This is a genomic window from Micromonospora cabrerizensis (assembly GCF_022230955.1).
GTDB lineage: Bacteria > Actinomycetota > Actinomycetes > Mycobacteriales > Micromonosporaceae > Micromonospora > Micromonospora cabrerizensis.
The window spans coordinates 1-16,453 of the sequence record NZ_JAKKFI010000042.1; the positions used below are offsets into that span (position 1 = coordinate 1).

The 16,453-nt window shown below is 71.3% G+C and carries 15 protein-coding genes and 1 tRNA gene; 7 read left to right on the forward strand and 9 right to left on the reverse strand.

Annotation, left to right across the window (positions count from 1 at the left end):
* Window positions 1-106: 106 nt before the first annotated feature.
* Window positions 107-298: a DUF2795 domain-containing protein gene (locus tag LADH09A_RS04120; RefSeq protein ID WP_238643385.1), complete on the reverse strand. Its 192-nt coding sequence runs from the start codon at window positions 296-298 to the stop codon at window positions 107-109.
* 128 nt (window positions 299-426) lie between these two features.
* Here LADH09A_RS04120 and LADH09A_RS04125 point away from each other — a divergent pair, with 128 nt between their 5' ends.
* Window positions 427-1,683, forward strand: coding sequence for an erythromycin esterase family protein (locus tag LADH09A_RS04125; RefSeq protein WP_238643386.1), 1,257 nt, complete (start codon window positions 427-429; stop codon window positions 1,681-1,683).
* A 99-nt stretch (window positions 1,684-1,782) separates the two neighbouring features.
* Here the strand turns inward: LADH09A_RS04125 and LADH09A_RS04130 are convergent, their stop codons facing one another.
* The 3 genes from LADH09A_RS04130 to LADH09A_RS04140 form a co-directional block, all read right to left on the reverse strand.
* The gene (locus tag LADH09A_RS04130; protein WP_238643387.1) at window positions 1,783-3,984 is read right to left on the reverse strand and encodes an MMPL family transporter; all 2,202 of its coding nucleotides are present in this window, start codon (window positions 3,982-3,984) and stop codon (window positions 1,783-1,785) included.
* Window positions 3,984-4,571 (reverse strand): TetR/AcrR family transcriptional regulator, encoded by a 588-nt coding sequence (locus LADH09A_RS04135; protein ID WP_238643388.1) that lies wholly within the window; start codon window positions 4,569-4,571, stop codon window positions 3,984-3,986. Before LADH09A_RS04135 ends, LADH09A_RS04130 begins: the two co-directional genes overlap by 1 nt.
* Before the next feature lie 101 nt (window positions 4,572-4,672).
* Window positions 4,673-5,059 carry a winged helix-turn-helix transcriptional regulator gene (locus LADH09A_RS04140; RefSeq protein ID WP_238643421.1) on the reverse strand — a complete coding sequence of 129 codons (387 nt, stop codon included), beginning with the start codon at window positions 5,057-5,059 and terminating at the stop codon, window positions 4,673-4,675.
* A gap of 122 nt (window positions 5,060-5,181) precedes the next feature.
* Here LADH09A_RS04140 and LADH09A_RS04145 point away from each other — a divergent pair, with 122 nt between their 5' ends.
* The 5 genes from LADH09A_RS04145 to LADH09A_RS04165 all read left to right on the forward strand — a co-directional run bounded on the left by LADH09A_RS04145 (window position 5,182) and on the right by LADH09A_RS04165 (window position 11,040).
* On the forward strand, window positions 5,182-6,666 hold the full coding sequence (locus LADH09A_RS04145; RefSeq protein ID WP_238643389.1) for an MFS transporter: 1,485 nt from the start codon (window positions 5,182-5,184) through the stop codon (window positions 6,664-6,666).
* Window positions 6,667-6,697: 31 nt separating this feature from the next.
* Window positions 6,698-7,657, forward strand: a complete 960-nt coding sequence (locus LADH09A_RS04150) for a DNA polymerase domain-containing protein (RefSeq protein ID WP_238643390.1) — start codon at window positions 6,698-6,700, stop codon at window positions 7,655-7,657.
* 107 nt (window positions 7,658-7,764) lie between these two features.
* A complete protein-coding gene (locus tag LADH09A_RS04155; protein WP_238643391.1) occupies window positions 7,765-8,214 on the forward strand; it encodes a helix-turn-helix transcriptional regulator in 450 nt (149 codons plus the stop codon).
* Window positions 8,215-8,219: 5 nt separating this feature from the next.
* Window positions 8,220-8,630 (forward strand): VOC family protein, encoded by a 411-nt coding sequence (locus tag LADH09A_RS04160; protein WP_238643392.1) that lies wholly within the window; start codon window positions 8,220-8,222, stop codon window positions 8,628-8,630.
* Between the two features lie 28 nt (window positions 8,631-8,658).
* Complete coding sequence (locus LADH09A_RS04165) at window positions 8,659-11,040, forward strand: ATP-binding cassette domain-containing protein (RefSeq protein ID WP_238643393.1); 2,382 nt, start codon at window positions 8,659-8,661, stop codon at window positions 11,038-11,040.
* A gap of 146 nt (window positions 11,041-11,186) precedes the next feature.
* Here the strand turns inward: LADH09A_RS04165 and LADH09A_RS04170 are convergent, their stop codons facing one another.
* From LADH09A_RS04170 to LADH09A_RS04190, 5 genes are all read right to left on the reverse strand, one after another.
* Window positions 11,187-11,663 carry a hypothetical protein gene (locus LADH09A_RS04170; protein ID WP_238643394.1) on the reverse strand — a complete coding sequence of 159 codons (477 nt, stop codon included), beginning with the start codon at window positions 11,661-11,663 and terminating at the stop codon, window positions 11,187-11,189.
* Window positions 11,664-11,753: 90 nt separating this feature from the next.
* Window positions 11,754-11,828: transfer RNA gene (locus tag LADH09A_RS04175), tRNA-Arg, on the reverse strand.
* Between the two features lie 92 nt (window positions 11,829-11,920).
* A complete protein-coding gene (locus LADH09A_RS04180; protein WP_238643395.1) occupies window positions 11,921-12,613 on the reverse strand; it encodes a winged helix-turn-helix domain-containing protein in 693 nt (230 codons plus the stop codon).
* Window positions 12,614-13,191: 578 nt separating this feature from the next.
* Window positions 13,192-13,860 carry a DUF305 domain-containing protein gene (locus LADH09A_RS04185; protein ID WP_238643396.1) on the reverse strand — a complete coding sequence of 223 codons (669 nt, stop codon included), beginning with the start codon at window positions 13,858-13,860 and terminating at the stop codon, window positions 13,192-13,194.
* Window positions 13,861-13,868: 8 nt separating this feature from the next.
* On the reverse strand, window positions 13,869-14,687 hold the full coding sequence (locus LADH09A_RS04190) for a thioredoxin-like domain-containing protein (protein WP_238643397.1): 819 nt from the start codon (window positions 14,685-14,687) through the stop codon (window positions 13,869-13,871).
* Window positions 14,688-14,785: 98 nt separating this feature from the next.
* Here LADH09A_RS04190 and argS point away from each other — a divergent pair, with 98 nt between their 5' ends.
* Window positions 14,786-16,453, forward strand: coding sequence for an arginine--tRNA ligase (gene argS, locus LADH09A_RS04195; protein ID WP_238643398.1), 1,668 nt, complete (start codon window positions 14,786-14,788; stop codon window positions 16,451-16,453).

The window sequence follows — 16,453 nt, forward strand, 5'->3', positions numbered from 1 at the left end:
CCGGGGCCGGGGCCGGGGCCGGCCGAGCCGAGCCGGGGCGGGGCGGGGCGGGGCGGGGCGGGGCCGGGCAGGCAAGGGCAGGGGCAGGGGCGGCGTTGGGGGCAGGTCAGGAGAGGGTGGTCAGGGCGGCGCTCAGTTCGTCCGGTGAGTCGAACTGGTCCGCCGGCAACGCCTGCAACATCTGCAACATCGCCGTGCTGGCCCCGTTCTCCTGGCCCCAGCGGATCAGGTCCTCCCGGGAGACCGGGTAGTCGAGCCCGGCCAGGTACTCCTGCAACTGAACGCCGGTGACGGTCATGCCGTCCGGCTACCCGCTCGCTGTGGCCGTACACCGGCTCGGTTGGCACGCCCGGCGGCCCGGCGGCCGGCGTGTCGGCCCACGGCGCGCCCACGGTTTGCCGCAACGGCGGCGGGGTAGCCGCTGGCATGCTGGTTCAGCGGCTCGGCGCGCCGAGCGACTTCGACCCGTTGCTGGAGCGCGTTCGGGACGCCCGGGTGGTGATGATCGGAGAGTCCACCCACGGCAGTTACGACTACTACCGGCTGCGTGAGCAGCTCACCCGCCGGTTGATCGCGGAGTGCGGGTTCTCCTTCGTGGCGGTGGAGGGTGACTGGCCGGACTGCGACCGGGTGCACCGCTCGGTGACCGCCTCGCCGGGTGGCGCCCTCGAACCGCAGCTCGCATTGGAGCAGTTCGAGCGGTGGCCGACCTGGATGTGGGCCAACGCCGAGGTGGCCCGGTTCGCCAGTTGGCTGCGGGCCTGGAACGTGGAGCGGCCGGAGGATCAACGGGCCGGGTTCCACGGGCTCGACGTGTACAGCCTCTGGGAGTCGATGCAGGCGATCTTCGACTACCTGGGGGAGGAGGACCCGACGTCGCTGGAGGCGGCGCAGGACGCGTACCGCTGTTTCGAGCCGTACGGCAAGAGGGTCGAGGAGTATGGCGCGGCCAGCCGGTTCGTCTCCGCCCGTTGCGAGGAGGAGGTGGTCCGGCTGCTCGCCCGGACCCGCGAACACGCCCTCTCCGATGGTCCGGATCGCTTCTCGGCCTGGCAGAACGCGGAGGTGGTGGCCGGCGCGGAGCGGTACTACCGGGCGATGGTGGCCGGCGGGCCGGACTCGTGGAACATCCGCGACACCCACATGCAGGACACTCTGGACCGGCTGCTGGACCGGTACGGGCCGGACGCCCGGGGGGTCGTCTGGGCCCACAACACGCACGTCGGGGATGCCCGGGCCACCGACATGGCCGCCGACGGGATGGTCAACATCGGTCAGTTGGCCCGGGAACGGCACGGCGACGACGCGGTGGCCCTGATCGGCTTCGGCAGCTATCGGGGCACGGTGATCGCCGCTCCCCGCTGGGGTTCGCCCGCCGAGGCGATGGTGGTGCCTCCGGCGCGGGAAGGGTCGGTCGAGCGGCGGCTGCACGAGCTGATGCCGGAGCGGGCGGTCCTGATCTTCGGCGGGGACGACCAGCCGGGCTGGGTCACCGACACGGTGGACCACCGGGCGATCGGGGTCGTCTACGACCCGTCCTTCGAGTCCTGGGGCAACTACGTGCCGACGCGGCTCGGCGACCGGTACGACGCCTTCATCTGGTGCGACGAGACGACGGCCCTGCACCCGCTGCCGGTCCCGGCCGCCCCCGGCGAGATGGAAACGTACCCGGCCGGGGTCTGACCCGGCCCGGTCTCGCCGATCCTGGAGTTGTGGTGCCGGACCAAGGCCCCGGACCGGGGCAAGGCAGGCACCACAACTCCATGATCGACCGGGTGGGCGTCAGACCCTGGCGGGGGTACGGTCCTCCAGGTGCTCGCGGAGGCCCTCGCCCTCGATGTCCACGTTGGGCAGGGCGCGGTTGAGCCAGCGGGGGAGCCACCAGGCGCGGTCGCCGAGCAGGGACATGACCGCCGGCACGATGGTCATCCGGACCACGAACGCGTCGATGGCCACGCCGATGGCGAGCGCGAAGCCCATCGACTTGATGATCGGGTCGTCGAGGAACACGAAGCCGCCGAAGACGGACATCATGATCAGCGCGGCGGCGGTGACCACCCGGGCACCGTGGCCCATGCCGCTGATCGTGGCCTCACGTGCGGTGTCGCCGTGCACGAAGTCCTCCCGCATCCGGGAGACCAGGAACACCTCGTAGTCCATGGCCAGCCCGAACAGGATGCCGATCAGCAGGATGGGCAGGAAGCTGACCAGCGGTGCCGGCGTGTCCAGACCGACCAGGTCGGCGAGGTGGCCCTGCTGGAAGATCGCCACCGTGATGCCGAACGTGGCGGCCACCGTGAGCAGGAAGCCCAGCGCCGCCTTGAGCGGCACGAGCAGCGAGCGGAACACCAGCATCAGCAGCAGCACCGAGAGCCCGACGACCAGCAGCAGGTAGATCGGCAGCGCGTCGGACAGCTTCTCCGAGACGTCGATCCCAATCGCGGTGGCACCGGTGAGCAGCACCTCGGCGCCCTGGACCCCGCCGACCGCGTCGCGGACGTCGTGCACCAGGGTCTCGGTGGCCTCGTCGGTCGGGCCGGTCTTCGGCACCACGCCGAGCAGCGCGGTCCGGCCGTCCGGGCTCAGCTGAGGCGGCGCCACCGCGAGGACGTTCTCGGTGCGCTGGATCATCGCGGTCACCTGCGGCACCGCAGCAGCGGTCGCCTGCGCGTCGTCGCCCGCCACGACCACTGCCAGCCGGCCGGTGAAGCCCGGGCCGAAGCCCTCGGTGGTCAGGTCACTCGCCACCCGGGCCGGTGAGCCCACCGTCGCCGTGCTGGCGTCCGGCAGGGCCAGCCGCATGTCCGGCGTGGGCAGCGCGAGCAGGCCCAGGCCGAGCAGCGAGACCAGGATGACCGGCACCCGGAAGCGGATGACGAACCGCGCCCAGCGGAAGCCGAATCCGGAGCGGTCCTCGGCCGGCACCGTCTCTTCGCCCACCGGCTCGCTCGGTGCGGCGGCGTCGACCGTCGAGCGCAGGCGGCGCGGGAGAACCCGGTTGCCGGCGAAGCCGAGCAGTGCGGGCTGGAGGGTGATCGCCACGAGCACGGCGATGGTGACCGTGCCGGCGGCGGCGAGACCCATCACGGTGAGGAACGGGATGTTCACCACGGCCAGGCCGGCGAGGGCGATGACCACTGTGGCGCCCGCGAAGACCACGGCGGAGCCGGCGGTGCCCACCGCCCGGCCGACCGCCTCCTCCGGGGAGAGGCCTTCGAGCAGGTTCTGTCGATGCCGGGAGGTGATGAACAACGAGTAGTCGATACCGACGGCGAGGCCGAGCATCAGCGCCAGGATCGGCGCGGTGCTGGTCAACTCGATGACGCCGCTCAGCGCGAACAGGCCGGCCATGCCGACGCCCACGCCGATCAGCGCGTTGAGCATGGTCATTCCGGCGGCGACCAGTGAACCGAAGGTGATGATCAGGACGATCGCGGCGACCAGTACGCCGAGCGCCTCGGTGGAGCCGATCTCCGGCTCACCACCCAGCACCTCGCCACCCGGGGCGACCTGCCAGCCCTTGGCCTCGGCGGCAGCGCCGACCTCCTCGTACGCGGTGCGCTGCTCGTCGGTCACCTCGTCGCCGCCGCTGGCGAACTGGACCTGGACCAGCGCGTACCGGCCGTTGGGTGAGACCGCGCCGACCTGGAGCGGGTTGACCGCCCCGACCACGCCGGGCAGTGTCGAGGCCTCCTGGACCAGCTCCTGCACCACGGCCTGGCCCTCGGGGGTGGCCAGTTGGCCGTCGGCCGGTGCCTTGACCGCGATGGTGCCGGTCGCGCCGCTGGCCGCGGGGAACTGCGCGCTGAGCAGGTCGAGTGCGCGCTGGCTCTCGGTGCCGGGCATGGTGAAGTTGCTCGCCGTCGGGCCGCGCAGGGTCGCCGCGGCCAGGCCGGCGACGACGAGTACGACGAGCCAGAGCGCGACGACGAGCCGTCGCCGGCGCAACGCGCCCCGGCCGAGCCGGTAGAGCAGGGTGGCCATCAGGAGTCCTTGTCCTCGGTCGTGGGTGGTTGGGGCAGGGGTGCGTCGACGGGTTCGACGGCCCGCCGGACGAGGGTGAGCAGGGCGGAGCGCAGGTCGTCGTCGGTGATGTCGGCGAACTCGCCGCACGCCTCGGAGATTCCGGCGAGCAGCACCAGCGCGGCGATCCGCGCCGCGGGCCGCTCGGAGTGCCCGGCCAGCGCGTCCCGCAGCCGGTCGGAGATCTGCTGGATGTGTGCGAAGGCCGGCTGGCACAGCAGCTCCGGGAACTCGCCGCGTAGCACCGCGATCTCCCGCCGGAACCGGACCGCGAGGTCGACGAAGCCCTGTGCGGCGAACTCCTGCGCTGCCGCTCCGGTCAGGCCGGTGAGTCGGTCGTCGAGGTCCCGCAGCACGCCGATCGCCGGAGCCATCAGCTCGGCCAGCAGGGCTTCCTTGTTGGCGAAGTGGTAGAGCACGGTGGCCTTGGAGCAGCCGACCTCTCGGGCGATGTCCTGCAGGGAGGTGCCCCGGTAGCCGGTCACCGTGAACTGCCGCGCCGCTGCGGCGAGGATCTCGCCGTGCGTGTCGGACACCGCTCTGACCATGGTCGGCCCACCTCCCGTAAACCAGGATGCCTGACCGATCGGTCAGACCCTGACCGATCGGTCAGAGAGAAGCGGTGGCGTTCACCACACCTGGGTCGGGTTTATCCGGCGTGCTCGGCGTCGTACCTGGTCCGCGCCTCGGCGATGGCCCGGCGGTGCCGCTCGGCCCAGCTGGTGAGCGCCACCAGCGACTCGTAGAGCTCCAACGCCATCGGGGTCGCCTTGTACTCGACCTTGGGTGGGACGGTCGGATAGACCGTGCGGTGCAGCAGGCCGTCACGTTCCAGGTTGCGCAGGGTCAGTGTGAGCATCCGCCGGCTGATCCCCTCGACGTGCCGCTCCAACTCGGTGAAGCGCACCGGGCCGTGTGAGGCGGACACCAGGATGCTGATGCTCCACTTGCCGCCGACCCGGTCCAGCACCTCGCGGACGGTGCACGCGCGGGCCTGCCCCTCGGTGAACGGAACGTTCCCTGGCGCGCAGGTCACCTCGGCCTCCACCTGCGCGGACACATCGCTGTTCCTCTGGGACACAACAGTGCCTCCTTCCGCTCCGGCTCATGGTCACAGACGATGACCTCGGTAACAAACGGTGCACCAAGGAGGGTCCCATGGACCGTGTCGTCCCGTCCCGCTGGCCAGCGCTGCTGGTGCTCTGCGCCGGCAGCCTGATGATCATCCTGGACGGCAGCGTGGTCGCGGTGGCACTGCCCGCTGTGCAACGCGACCTGGGCTTCACCGCCGCCGGCCTGGCGTGGGTGGTCAACGCGTACCTGGTCGCGTTCGGTGGGCTGCTCCTGCTGGCCGGCCGCCTCGGCGACCTGCTCGGCCGGCGGCGGGTCTTCCTGGCCGGCGTCGCGCTGTTCACCCTGGCCTCGCTGGCCTGCGCGGTCGCCACCGGGCCGGCGTTGCTGGTCGCCGCGCGCTTCGGTCAGGGCGTCGGCGGTGCGCTGGCCATGGCGGTCAGCCTCGGCATGATCGTCCGGCTCTATCCCGAGGCGGCCGAGCGGGCCCGTGCGATCGCCGTGTTCAGCTTCACCGGCGCGGCCGGCGCGTCGATCGGTACGGTCGCCGGCGGGGTGCTCACCGAGGCTGCCGGCTGGCGCTCGATCTTCCTGGTCAACCTGCCGATCGGGGCGGTCATCCTGCTTGCCGCCGTCCGCCGCCTCCCCGCCGAACGGGGCATCGGCCTGCGATCCGGCCTCGACCTGCCCGGCGCGCTGCTTGCCACCGGCGGCCTGATGGTCGCCGTGCTGGGCATCGTGGGCACCGCCGAGCACGGCTGGACCAGCCCACGCACCCTCGGTACGGCGGTGCTCGCGGTGCTGCTGCTCGGCGCTTTCGCCGTACGCCAGCGGGTGGCGACCGTCCCGCTGCTGCCGGCCCGGGTGCTGCGCGTACCGGGCCTGGTCGCGGCGAACACGGTGCAGTTCCTCATGGTCGCCGCGTACTTCGGCTTCCAGTTCCTGCTGGCCGTGGAGCTGCAACTGGTGCTCGGGCTGGACGCGTCGGCCACCGGCTGGGCGTTCCTGCCCACCCCGGTGGTGATCGCGGTGGTGTCGCTCGGTGTCGCCGGTCGGCTGATCGCCCGCTGGGGCGCCCGGAGCGTGCTCCTGGCCGGGCTCGGTCTGGCGACCGTCGGCTTCCTGCTGCTCGCCCGGCTGCCCGCCGACGGTGGCTACGCCGCGGACATACTCCCCGCCATGCTCGTCTTCGGGGTGGCGGGTGGCCTGACGCTTCCCGCGGTCACCACCCTGGCGATGGCCGGCGCGACCGACACGGACGCCGGGCTCGCCTCCGGCCTCGCCAACACCACCCAGCAGGTCGGCGGGGCGGTCGGCCTGGCCGTGCTGGCCACCCTGGCCGCCGCTCGCAGCGACGGTCTGCGGGCTTCCGGCTGGGCCGAGACGGCCGCGCTCGCCGGCGGCTACCGGACCGCGTTCGCCGTGGCCGCCGGTCTGGTGGTCGCCGCGCTGCTGGTCGCGGTCATGACGCTGCCCCGACAGCCGGCCGGCGTGGTGCCCGACGCCGGTCCGTCGGGCCCGGTCCGGGCGGGGGCCGGAAATGATCCGCACCGAAGCGCCGCGTCCGGTTGACCGACGGCACTCAGGCCGGGAGGGTGGTCCGGTGAGCGAGGCTGACGAGACCCGGGACGGCGTGGCCCTGACCAACCTGGACCAGCCGTTGTCCGACCGCGACGACGCGACCAAGCGCGACCTGGTCGACTATCTCGACGCCGTCCACGACCAGATCCTCGCGCAACTGCGGGGTCGACCGCTGTCGGTGATCAGGGTCCGCCCCGGCCAGCCACCGTTCATGCAGAAGAACCTGCCCCGCTACACGCCGGACTGGGTCCGCCGGGTGCCGGTCTGGGCGGAGGCGTCGCACCGGGAGATCTCGTACGCCCTCTGCGACGACCGCCGCACGCTGCTCTGGTTCGCCAACCAGCGGGCGGTGGAATACCACCCGACGCTGGCCACCGCGGCGGACCCGCACCGCCCGACCCACCTGGTGCTCGACCTGGACCCGCCGGAGGGCGACGGGTTCCGCGCGGCGGTCGCCGCCGCCCTGCTGGTCCGCCAGGCGCTCGGCGACGCCGGTCTCGCCGGTGCGGTCAAGACCAGCGGGGCCAAGGGCGTGCACGTGTTCGTCCCGGTGGCCGGTGAACCCACGGCGGAGGAGTTGGCTGCCGCCACCCGGGCGCTCGCCGTCCGCGCCGAGCGGCTCGACCCGGCGCTGGCGACCACGGCGTACATCAAGGAGGACCGGGGTGGCCGGGTCTTCGTGGACGCCACCCGCGCGGGCGGGGCCACCGTGGCCGCCGCGTTCAGCCCTCGACTGCGACCCGGGATGCCGGTCTCCTTCCCGGTCGACTGGGCCGATCTGACCGAGGTGACTCCGGCCGACTTCACCATCCGGACGGTGCCGTCGCTGGTCGCCGACGGCGACCCCTGGGCCGCGCTGATGCCGGCCCCGCAGCCGCTCCCCGCCGACCTGGTCGCCGAGGGCCGGACCATCCCGGTGGCCCGGGTGCAGGCCATGCACGAGGGCAAGCGCCGGGCCCGCGCCCGCCGCGACGCCGGCTGACCTGGCCCGTAGGCCCCCGCTGACGCCCGGCGACCGGCCGGGCTCGTTGCCCCGGCTCGCGCCCGGCGATCGGCTGATTGTCGGTGGGTTGTGGCACGATTTCCCAGGTGAGCAGCAAACCCGACGCGACCCAGCGACTGGGCGACCTGGCGCGGCTGCGCCGGGTCCGCGACCGGATCGACCGGGAGTACGCGTCTCCGCTGGACGTCGAGGCGCTCGCCCGTGGCGCGCACATGTCGGCGGGGCACCTGAGTCGGGAGTTCCGGCTCGCCTATGGCGAATCGCCATACAGCTACCTCATGACGCGACGCATCGAGCGGGCCATGGCGTTGCTGCGTCGTGGCGACCTCAGCGTCACCGATGTCTGTTTCACGGTCGGCTGTTCGTCGCTGGGCACCTTCAGCACCCGCTTCACCGAGCTGGTGGGCGTGCCGCCCAGCGTCTACCGGCGTCAGGCGGCGCAGGCGACGGCGGGGATGCCGTCGTGCGTGGCCAAGCAGGTGACCAGACCGATCAGGAATCGAGAAGCGCGGGTCGCGGAGCCGCAACTAGCGTGACGGCCATGGACATCACCATTCATTCCAGCTTCCTTCCGCACACCGACCCGGACGCGTCCCTGGCCTTCTACCGCGACACCCTCGGCTTCGAGGTCCGCCTCGACGTCGGCTACGAGGGGATGCGCTGGATCACGGTCGGGCCGGTCGGCCAGCCGAGCACCGCCATCGTCCTGCACCCTCCGGCCGCCAACCCGGGCATCACCGACGCCGAGCGGCAGACGATCCTTGAGCTGATGGCCAAGGGCAGTTACTTCGGTGTCAACCTCGCCACCCCCGATCTGGACGCCACCTTCGCGAAGCTGGAAGCCAGCGACGCCGAGGTCGTCCAGGAACCGACCGAGCAGCCGTACGGCGTACGCGACTGCGCCTTCCGGGACCCCGCGGGCAATATGATCCGCATCCAGGAAGTGCGCTGAGTCGTCCAGCCCGACAGATGGAGACCCGATGAGCACGGCCAGCCAGCCGTCCGCGCCGCACGTTGCCGACAGCCACGACCTGATCCGGGTGCAGGGTGCGCGCGTCAACAACCTCAGGGACGTCAGCGTCGAGATTCCGAAGCGGCGGCTGACGGTGTTCACGGGGGTCTCCGGCTCCGGCAAGAGCTCGTTGGTGTTCGGCACCATCGCCGCCGAGTCGCAGCGGATGATCAACGAGACGTACAGCGCCTTCGTGCAGGGTTTCATGCCGACGTTGGCGCGTCCCGAGGTCGACCTGCTGGACGGCCTGACCACGGCGATCATCGTGGACCAGGAGCGGATGGGCGCCAACTCCCGGTCCACGGTCGGCACCGCCACCGACGCCAACGCGATGCTGCGCATCCTGTTCAGTCGGCTCGGGCAGCCGCAGATTGGCTCGCCCAACGCGTACTCCTTCAACGTCCCCTCGGTGAAGGCGACCGGGGCGATCACCGTCGATCGCGGGGCCGGCAAGACGAAGACCGAGAAGGCGACCTTCACCCGACTGGGCGGCATGTGCCCGCGCTGCGAGGGCATGGGCGCGGTCACCGACATCGACCTGTCGGCGTTGTACGACGACAGCCTCTCGCTCAACGAGGGTGCGATCACGATCCCGGGTTACAGCATGGAGGGCTGGTACGGCCGGATCTTCCGGGGCTGCGGCTACTTCGATCCGGACAAGCCGATCGGCAAGTACACCAAGCGGGAACAGCACGACCTGCTCCACCGGGAGCCGACCAAGATCAAAATCGACGGCATCAACCTGACGTACGCGGGCCTGATCCCGTCGATCCAGAAGTCCTTCCTCTCCAAGGACATCGACGCGTTGCAGCCGCACATCCGTGCCTTCGTGGAGCGGGCGGTGACCTTCACGACCTGCCCCGACTGTGCCGGCACGCGGCTCAGCAAGGAGGCCCTGTCGTCGAAGATCAAGGGCAAGAACATCGCCGACGCCTGCGCGATGCAGATCAGTGACCTGGCCGCCTGGGTACGCGGGATCAGGGAGCCGTCGGTGACCCCGCTGCTGGCGGGGCTGCAACACCTCCTCGACTCCTTCGAGGAGATCGGCCTGGGTTACCTCTCGCTCGACCGGCCGTCGGGCACCCTCTCCGGTGGCGAGGCGCAGCGCACCAAGATGATCCGCCACCTGGGGTCCTCGCTCACCGACGTCACGTACGTCTTCGACGAGCCGACGATCGGGCTGCACCCGCACGACATCCAGCGGATGAACGAGCTGCTGCTCCAACTGCGCGACAAGGGCAACACCGTGCTGGTCGTCGAGCACAAGCCGGAGGCCATCGCCATCGCCGACCACGTCGTCGATCTCGGTCCCGGCGCTGGCACGGATGGCGGGACCGTCTGCTACGAGGGCACCCTGGAGGGCCTGCGCGCCAGCGGCACCATCACCGGTCGCCACCTCGACGACCGGGCGACCCTCAAGGAGACGGTCCGCACGCCCACGGGCAAGCTGGAGATCCGTGGCGCGACGGCCAACAACCTGCGCGACGTCGACGTCGACGTGCCGCTCGGCGTGCTCGTCGTCGTGACCGGCGTCGCCGGCTCCGGCAAGAGTTCCCTGGTGCACGCGTCGATTCCCGCCGGGGCGGGCGTGGTGTCGATCGACCAGGGCGCGATCCGTGGCTCACGGCGGAGCAACCCGGCCACGTACACCGGTCTGTTGGACCCGATCCGTAAGGCGTTCGCGAAGGCCAACGGTGTGAAGCCGGCGCTGTTCAGCGCCAACTCCGAGGGTGCCTGCCCGAGCTGCAACGGTGCCGGTGTCATCTACACCGACCTGGGGATGATGGCCGGTGTCGCCGCCCCCTGCGAGGACTGCGAGGGCAAGCGGTTCCAGGCGTCGGTGCTGGAATACCGTTTCGGCGGTCGCGACATCAGCGAGGTGCTGGCGATGTCGGTGACCGAGGCCGAGAAGTTCTTCGGCGCAGGCGAGGCGCGTACGCCCGCCGCGCACGCCATCCTCGACCGGCTCGCCGACGTCGGGCTCGGCTACCTCAGCCTGGGGCAGCCGCTCACCACCCTGTCCGGCGGCGAGCGGCAGCGCCTCAAGCTGGCCACCCACATGGCCGAGAAGGGCGGCGTCTACGTCCTCGACGAGCCGACCACCGGCCTGCACCTGGCCGACGTCGAGCAGTTGCTCGGCCTGCTCGACCGCCTGGTCGACTCCGGCAAGTCGGTGATCGTCATCGAACACCACCAGGCCGTCATGGCACACGCCGACTGGATCATCGACCTCGGTCCCGGCGCCGGCCACGATGGTGGCCGGATCGTCTTCGAGGGCACCCCGACCGACCTCGTCGCCGGCCGCTCCACCCTCACCGGCGAGCACCTGGCGGCGTACGTCGGCAGGTGAGCACCGGCCGCCTGCGGTCAGCCCGGCCGCGCGGCCTGCGGTCGGACCGGCTGCGTGGCCTGCGGTAGGACCCGCCACGTGGCCTGCGGTCGGACCGGCTGCGCAGCCTGCGGTCGGACCCGCCACGTGGCCTGCGGTCGGTCCGGCTACGTGGCCTGCGGTCGGTCCGGCTGCTTGGCCGGCGGTCGGGCGGGCCGTGCCTTCGTGGCGGCGAGGATTCCGCAGGCAGTGGTGATCAGCCCGAGGACGATCGTGCTCGGGTTGACGTACCCCGGCACCGACGAGGTGACATACGTGCCGCCACCGCTGAGGCGGCACTCGAAGCGGACCGGGAGATAGCTGACGTCGTACCCGATGACCTGGCTTGCCCGTTGCGGCCCGGCCTCGCGACAGGGTTCGATCGGGAAGGAGCCGGCACCGCCGTCCTCCGCCCGCAGCACCGCGTAGCCGACGTGGAGCAGGCCCCACGCGTACACGGCGATTGTCCCCGCGCCGGCGAGGAGTGCTGCGGCCCGCAGCCAACCCTCGCGTCTCGCGAGCACCGCGGAGAGCCCGCGAACGGCGAGGACCGTCGCGGTGACCGCCCCGCCCAGCGCGGCGAGCAGCAACACGAGAAACAGCATGAGCGACATTGTTGATCTCGTGTGGTGGCAGACGCAAAACCGGGCGCGGGGAGCCAACAAGCTCCTGCGCCCGGCGTGAGATCAGATTTCTGGTGCCCCCGGCAGGATTCGAACCTGCGCCCCCGCCTCCGGAGGGCGGTGCTCTATCCCCTGAGCTACGGGGGCTCAGCGACTGGAGAAGACTAGCAAACCTCCTCCGTGTACGCCGAATCGGTATCGGGTGAGCCGATCGTGTCGGCGACCGGCCCACCCGGCGCTCAGGCCGCGATCGCCCGCCCGCAACTGGGCAGTGGATGCAGGACGATCCGTCGAGGGAGCCGCCGCGGCCACTCGTTACGTGGCCAGGAGCCGTCCACGATCAGGTGCACGGTGCGCTGCTCCTCGCCGCTGAGCCGCAACACGAAGTCACGGGGGAGCGGCGGGTCGACCGTCGGCGTAGTGATCATGAAGCGCACCCGGCCGCGGGACGAGACCGCGGAGATCACGTCCGCTGCCGGCATCGTGCCGCGCAGCCGGACCCGGCCGATCCAGTAGACCTCCGCGAGGTGCTCCTGGGCGGCCCGGGTGATCGCCGGGTACTCGCTGCGGACCCAGCGCTCCACCGCGCTGACGCAGAGCCCACAGGCGCGCTCGCGCGGCTCGCGCGGACCCAACCCCCAGGCTCGCAGGTACGCCCCGACCGCGCCAGCGTCCAACGGCAGGTCGAAGCGCCGCTGGATGAGCGTGGTGAGGCTCTGCCTCGTCCACAGCTCCTCGTCCAGGCCGAACTCGTCGGGGTGGACGCCCCGCAGCATGTCGATCAGTTCGAGTTCTTGTTCGCGGCTGAGCATTCCCGGCTCGCCCTGCCGCTGTCCGCGACGGACGGCTGCCACCGCCCCGTCACCACCGATGGTGTGGCGTCGGCACCAACTGGTGACCGAGCGCCGTGCGTCTCTGAGTGCAACCCCCACGTCTTGGGCAACGAGCCCGAATCGCAACTGGTCACGATATGTGCGGAGAAAACTCTCTAAGCAACGTAATCGCCCGTGCCTCGCGATTGCCCCACAAGCGACAAGCGCGGACATAAGCGCCTCAACCCGACAGGCCGCCGCCTTGATCGACTCGGGTTCCTGAAAGTCGGGGTGTCCTGCTCGGGTCGAAAGCGCGCCTTCCTGAAACCCGAGTCGATCATCCGCGAGGCGGGGTGGCTCAAGGCCGAGGGCTGGGCGGAACTGGTGGCCGGGAAGGGCGCAAGCGACGGACGCTCGCCTTGATCGACTCGGGTTCCTGAAAGTCGGGGTGTCCCGGTCGCGTTGAGACCCCGGTTTCCTTGAACCCGAGTTGATCATGCCGGGACGGCCCGGGGGGTTCCTTGAACTCGAGTTGATCATGCCGGGACGGCCCGGGTTGGCCGGCCCGCCGTCCGTCTGGCCGGGGGTGACCGGGTGGCCGGGGCTGCGGATGCCGCGCGGGGTCGGGGCTGGGGTGGCATGAGACAGGCCCGCGCCCCGCCACGGCGGAGTGCGGGCCTGTTGTGCCCTTCGGTCGGTCAGCCCTTGGCCTGCGCCTGGAGCTGCCGGAGGTTGTTCAGCTCGGTCTGTTGGGTGGCCTTCATCGTGCGGGCCACCCGCAGCACCTCGGCGTTGTCGGTCTCGCCGAGGGCCGCGTCGATCATGTGGATGCCGCCGAGGTGGTGGGCGTACATCAGGGTCAGGAACTGCCGATCGACCTCGATGCCCTTGGCGTCGCGCAGGGCGGCCATCTGCTGCGGGTTGGCCATCCCCGGCATCAGCCCGTTCTTGACCGTGGCGCCGTCGGACATCCACGACATCGGCGGCTGTGACCCGGTGGGGCTCAGGTCCCATTCACGCAGCCAGGTCTGCATGGCGCCGATCTCGCCCTGCTGGCCGGTGGCGATGTCGACGGCGATCTGCCGCACCTCGGGGAGGGTGGCCGACCGGTACGCGACCAGGCTCATCTCCACCGCCTGCGCGTGGTGGGTCGTCATGTCCCGGGCGAAGCCCGCCTCGACGGAGGCGTCACCGGGTCGGGTGAGCCGTGGGGTGAGCAGACCGCCCGCGTACCCGAGGAGCAACCCCACCACCACCATGACGGCGAGCGCCAGCACGCCGTAGCGCGACGCCGGGGCCCGGCCGTCCTCGTCCGGGACGGCCGGGATGTCGTCGTACTCGTTGTCGGTGGTGGCGGGGGCAGTCATCGCGTTCCTTACTGGGTGGGGGGCTGCTGCTGCTGCGGGAGCTCACGCGGCGTGGTGCCGGTGGCGGTGATGCCCGTGTTGCACAGCGCCGTCGGGCCCTCGACGGAGGCGTTCACCCGCAGGTCCTTGATGAACTCGTCGATCCGCGAGTCGTCGGCGTTGTCGACCTTGAGCTGGTAGCCCCAGGCCTGCAGGGAGATCGGCTTGTCCAGGCCCTCGTACGGGCTCATCAGCGTCTTCTCGACGCCGCGTACCTTGCCGGCGAGCTTGTCGACCTGGTCCTGGGGCAGGCCGGGCCGGTAGGTGATCCACACGGCGCCGTGCTCCAGGCTGTGCACCGCGTGCTCGCTGGCGATCGGGGCGTCGTAGACGTCGCCCATGCAGTTCTGCCAGGCGGCGTTGTGTGCCCCACCCACCGGCGGCGAGTATTTCCAGGTCAGCGGGCCCGACTTGTGCGACTCGTAGTCGAGGCTCGTCTTGTCGGTCTTGCGGATGTTGACGATGCCCTCGATGGCGTTGGCCCGCTTGTCCCACGGCTTGGAGCCCTGGAACGACGCCCAGGCGCCGTATCCGATGATGCCGGCCGCGAGCACGCCCACCGCGACGAAGAGCGCGATGGGGCCCCAGGCGCGGCCCTGGCTCACCTTGACCGGGGTGACCGGCTTGCGAGGGCCCTTGCCACCTGCCCGGGGGGAGCCCGCCGGCTTGCCCGTCGGCTTGCCGGAACCGGCCTTTGCGCCGGCTGCGGGCCGGCCGGCGGCCGGCTTCTTGCCGGTGCTGACCACGGTCGGGCGGCGCTCAGGGCCACCCGGGGTGCTGATGCTCATCGTGCCTCGTCAAGTCGGTCGGTCAGGGGAGTGGCGGGCCGGTAGGACGCGCAGGGGAGCCGCCGAGTGCCCGAGTCTACCCCCGATAACATGGTTGGGTGACTCCTGCAGAACTAGCCTCGGTCGTCCTTGCCGCCGCCCACGCCGTCTTCGAGCAGCGTGGGCTCGACCGCGGCGCGCTGCCGGGGAGCACGGTGGTGGAGCGACCGCGCAGCCCCGAGCACGGCGACTACGCGTCGACGCTCGCTCTGCAGTTGAGCAAGAAGGTGGGCGTCCCGCCCCGGGAGCTGGCGGCGGCCCTGGCCGACGAGCTGAGCCGGGCAGCGGGTGTCAAATCGGTCGAGATCGCCGGGCCGGGCTTCCTGAACATCCGGCTCGACGCGGCGGCGGCCGGTCAGCTCGCCCGGGTGATCGTGGAGGCCGGCGCGGAGTACGGCCGCAGCGAGCGGCTGGCCGGCGAGAAGATCAACCTGGAGTTCGTCTCGGCCAACCCGACCGGGCCGGTGCACATCGGCGGGGTCCGCTGGGCGGCCGTCGGTGACGCGTTGAGCCGGTTGCTGCGGGCCACCGGCGCCGACGTCGGCACGGAGTACTACTTCAACGACGCGGGTTCGCAGATCGACCGGTTCGCCAGGTCGCTGCTCGCCGCCGCCAAGGGTGAGCCGGCGCCGGAGGACGGCTACGGCGGGGCGTACATCGCGGAGATCGCCAGCGAGGTGCAGGCCCGCCGGCCGGAGGTGCGCACGCTCGACGACGCCGCCGCCCAGGAGGTCTTCCGGGTCGAGGGCGTCGCGCTGATGTTCGACGAGATCCGCTCCTCGCTGCGTGACTTCGGGGTGGAGTTCGACACCTACTTCAACGAGAAGGACCTGCACGACCGGGGTGAGCTGGACCTCGCACTGAACCGGCTGCGTCAGCAGGGGCACCTCTACGAGTCCGAGGGCGCGACCTGGCTGCGCACCACCGACTTCGGTGACGACAAGGACCGGGTGCTGCGCAAGTCCAACGGCGAGTGGACGTACTTCGCCGCGGACTGCGCCTACTACCTGGACAAGCGCGAGCGCGGCTTCGAGCGGGTCGTGATCATGCTGGGCGCCGACCACCACGGCTACATCGGCCGGATGAAGGCGATGGCGGCCTGCTTCGGCGACGACCCGGAGCGCAACCTGGAGATCCTCATCGGGCAGCTGGTCAACCTGCTGCGCGACGGCGCCCCGATGCGGATGAGCAAGCGGGCCGGCACCGTGATCACGTTGGAGGACCTGGTCGAGGCGATCGGCGTCGACGCCTCCCGGTACGCGTTGGCCCGCTACTCCAGCGACTCCCCGATCGACATCGACATCGAGTTGTGGACCCGGGCGACCCGCGACAACCCGGTCTACTACGTGCAGTACGTGGCGGCCCGGACCGCGGGCGTGGCCCGCAACGCCGCCGAGGTGGGGCTGGTCCCGGGCGACGGGGACGCGTTCCGTCCCGAGCTGCTCGACCACGAGAAGGAGAACGAGCTACTCAAGGCGCTCGCCGAGTTTCCCGCGGTGGTGGCCACGGCCGCCGAGCTGCGCGAGCCGCACCGGGTGGCCCGCTACCTGGAGGAGAGCGTCGCCGCCTCCTACCACCGGTTCTACGACAACTGCCGGGTGCTGCCGTTGGGCGACGAGGAGGTCACCGACCTGCACCGCGCCCGGTTGTGGCTCAACAACGCCACCCGCACGGTGATCGCCAACGGCCTGCACCTGCTCGGCGTCTCCGCTCCCGAGAGGATGTGA